3 protein-coding genes are annotated in these 2,709 nt (G+C 32.5%); 1 reads left to right on the forward strand and 2 read right to left on the reverse strand.

Annotated features, from left to right (window positions below; all coding sequences use genetic code 11):
• Positions 1–332 precede the first annotated feature (332 nt).
• Positions 333–1,031 carry a hypothetical protein gene (locus tag EKM68_RS13495; RefSeq protein ID WP_125591322.1) on the forward strand — a complete coding sequence of 233 codons (699 nt, stop codon included), beginning with the start codon at positions 333–335 and terminating at the stop codon, positions 1,029–1,031.
• Between the two features lie 9 nt (positions 1,032–1,040).
• Here the strand turns inward: EKM68_RS13495 and gltS are convergent, their stop codons facing one another.
• Together gltS and EKM68_RS13505 are read right to left on the reverse strand one after the other, a co-directional pair.
• Positions 1,041–2,273, reverse strand: coding sequence for a sodium/glutamate symporter (gene gltS / locus EKM68_RS13500; protein ID WP_125591323.1), 1,233 nt, complete (start codon positions 2,271–2,273; stop codon positions 1,041–1,043).
• A 236-nt stretch (positions 2,274–2,509) separates the two neighbouring features.
• Complete coding sequence (locus EKM68_RS13505) at positions 2,510–2,695, reverse strand: hypothetical protein (RefSeq protein WP_125591324.1); 186 nt, start codon at positions 2,693–2,695, stop codon at positions 2,510–2,512.
• Positions 2,696–2,709 lie beyond the last annotated feature (14 nt).

Consider the following 2,709-nt stretch of genomic DNA (forward strand, 5'->3'; position numbering starts at 1 on the left):
ACAAAATCATCCGCATTCTCAAATGAGAGTACGGATGATTTTTTATTTTTCAATACGGTCAGTTATTAGGTGCTTACCAAGAACGCCGTGCACTGATGGGTGCTTTCAATCATGAAACCCAATATTTATATGAGATGGCTTTGAAACATGTGATTGATTCCAAGTATATATATGACCTGTATAGTGAAGTTCTATTATCCGAATCATTAGTATTAGATCCAGAAAATAGTTTTGGTCAGATGTAAAACCACTACATTTCTTTTACTCAATTCATAGTTACTTTTCAATCCAAAAAAGTGCATAATTAAAGAATGGCTTGGGGAGGATTAATTATGCATCGACGTGTCAACATATATAATTCAAAAAACGATATTCACGTTGTTTATGAACCATATTCAAAAAAGTATTTATTCTTTAAGGGCGGAAGAATACCCTACATAGGAATAACCGTTGCATCTATCAGTTTTTTAATTTTAATAATTCTGAGCTGCTTCATCCCTTACTACAAATTCGGATATGTTCCATATCCAGACTACGAACCAGATTTTTTGTTTTTTAATTTCACTTATAGTTACAATGAACATTTTTCAGTCATGGGACTATTTACACTACTTAATTTTGCTGCAATATTACAGGCCTTGATTTGGGATTACTCATTTAAACTGGGTAGGCATAGACTTCCGGTGAACGAAGATGATATTGATACAACTGAAGAAATTAATTCTGCAATTTATAAATTAATTAAGGCATACAGATTAAAAACAGTCACTGAACTTAAACATTTTATTAGGATGGAAAACTTTGTACTAATAGTTATATACCTCTGTGGTTTATTAATGTTTTATTTCACTTATACAGACAATAGAATATACACCTGGGATATATTGTTTCTTGAACCATATTTTACAATGCTGTTATTTGCAATTACCTTTTTAACATACTTTGAAGTAACACCTAAATTTAAACTATTACATACTTGGGCACATACACATTCTAATAAAAAAGGAAGAATCCTTAGTCCTTCTAAATAAAAAATCATACTAAGCAAACTTTGTAATAAAGAAAATAATCGTCGGTATTGCTACAACATCAACGAATACTGCACCACACAGTGGGACTATTAAGAACGCTTTGGTTGAAGTCACTTTGTATTTATCACAAATGGCACTCATACAAACTACTGCAGTCGCTGCAATACCAAGTCCCCAACCGGCATATCCACCAGTCATAACAGCACCATCGTAGTTTTTTCCAAGCATTGGAAAAACTACAAACATTGAGAAGACCAATAATATTATCGTTTGGACTAACAAGATTATTATCAAAGGCAAGGCCAAGTCTACTAATTCCCAAATATGCAACGTCATGATCGCCATAGTCAAAAAGAAAGAAAGTCCTATATTCAAAATCAAATCAATAACTTTATAATCCAGTTTAACTATTTCTTTCTTCTCATTTATATTTCTAAAAATTATTGCTAGGAACATTGCCCCGACATAATTAGGCAATGCAAAATTTTTTATATTCATTTTCAAAACAAGATCCGATATAACTATTCCACCGAACATAAACAAAAAAATTAAAGTTAAATGAGATAAAAATGTTTTCTCAGCAAAATCACTAGTATCAGTATGTTGCTCAGTTAAAGTTTCATTTGTGTCTTCCTCAGTTTCAATTTTTAAATCATTTTTTTTAATTAAATAATTTCCTAATGGACCTCCTATAACACTACCCACGACTAAGCCGAAGGTTGCAGAGGCTATCGCTACCGTCGTTGCACCATGTACGCCTAAATTTTCAGCTACTGGTCCAAATGCGGCAGCGTTACCATGTCCACCAACTAGAGACACGGTTCCTGCCATAATTCCCAGCACAGGATTTATCTTCAGTGCTGATGCTAGTCCAACTCCCACAACACATTGGATCAGTGCCAGTATCCAACAAGAAACCAGAAAAATCAAAAATGGCCTTCCACCACTCTTTAACAATTTGAAACTTCCACTGAATCCCACGCATGTAAAAAAAGCTAACATGAATGGCAATTGCAGTGTTGTATCCATATTCACTTGTAGTACATTTGTCCCCCTAAGAATCCAGACAATAATCGCACAAATAAAACCACCGATCACTGGAGCTGGAATACATAATCTAGAAAATATAGGAAATTTGTCTATGATCTTAAATCCAATCATCAACAATATTCCCGCTAACGCTACCGTTGCAATCATATCAATATTTAGCGCATTCACCCCATTAACAAATTTGAACTCCATAATCATTCCCCTTTAAATTTTTTTGACATAAATAGTTAAAGATATTTATCCTACGAAATTTATCACGAAAAAATTAAATTATTAATATTATTTATTACCATCATTGTATATGATTGTGAATTTATGAACAACAATAAAATGTAATTATTAAAAATTAATATTTAGAATGTTTAAAAATAAAATTATTAAATAGTGTGTAAAAAAGAGTCGAACATTTGTCCGACTTTTTCAATCTATTATTTATAAAATTTTGCAAATTCAACGTCTAAATCATCCATTCCTCGTTGAATGGCTTGAATAATATCGACACCAGTTGTCTGCAATCCTTGAATACGTACAATGGAGAACTTATAAAATCCGCCGAGTTTACAATTGAAGTGCAACACCCAATGAACTAGACCAACTATAGACAAAAAGGCCATGAAGACCTATTCTT

The sequence above is a fragment of the Companilactobacillus jidongensis genome (assembly GCF_003946575.1).
In the GTDB taxonomy this organism is placed as follows: domain Bacteria; phylum Bacillota; class Bacilli; order Lactobacillales; family Lactobacillaceae; genus Companilactobacillus; species Companilactobacillus jidongensis.

Excerpts from the sequence above, each read along its gene's own strand:
- EKM68_RS13495 (WP_125591322.1), top strand. The coding sequence starts at position 333 with ATGCATCGACGTGTCAACATATATAATTCAAAAAACGATATTCACGTT.
- gltS (WP_125591323.1), bottom strand. The coding sequence starts at position 2,273 with ATGGAGTTCAAATTTGTTAATGGGGTGAATGCGCTAAATATTGATATG.
- EKM68_RS13505 (WP_125591324.1), bottom strand. The coding sequence starts at position 2,695 with ATGGCCTTTTTGTCTATAGTTGGTCTAGTTCATTGGGTGTTGCACTTC.